General features: G+C 53.3%; 2 tRNA genes. Both read left to right on the forward strand.

Annotation, left to right across the window (positions count from 1 at the left end):
• Nucleotides 1-4: 4 nt before the first annotated feature.
• A tRNA-Ser gene (locus HMPREF3270_RS11715) sits at nt 5-97 on the forward strand.
• 18 nt (nt 98-115) lie between these two features.
• Nucleotides 116-189 (forward strand) — tRNA-Met (locus HMPREF3270_RS11720).
• Nucleotides 190-240 lie beyond the last annotated feature (51 nt).

Below are 240 nucleotides of genomic sequence, written 5' to 3' on the forward strand. Positions count from 1 at the left end.
TTTTGGAGGAATACCCAAGTCCGGCTGAAGGGATCGGTCTTGAAAACCGACAGGGGCTTAACGGCTCGCGGGGGTTCGAATCCCTCTTCCTCCGCCATTTATACAATATTATTATCGCGGGATGGAGCAGTTCGGTAGCTCGTCGGGCTCATAACCCGAAGGTCGGTGGTTCAAATCCGCCTCCCGCAATTTTATTATGTAGGTCCCGTAGTGTAGCGGTTAACACGCCTGCCTGTCACG

It is taken from the genome of Staphylococcus sp. HMSC65H10 (genome assembly GCF_001839185.1).
In the GTDB taxonomy this organism is placed as follows: Bacteria; Bacillota; Bacilli; order Staphylococcales; family Staphylococcaceae; genus Staphylococcus; species Staphylococcus simulans.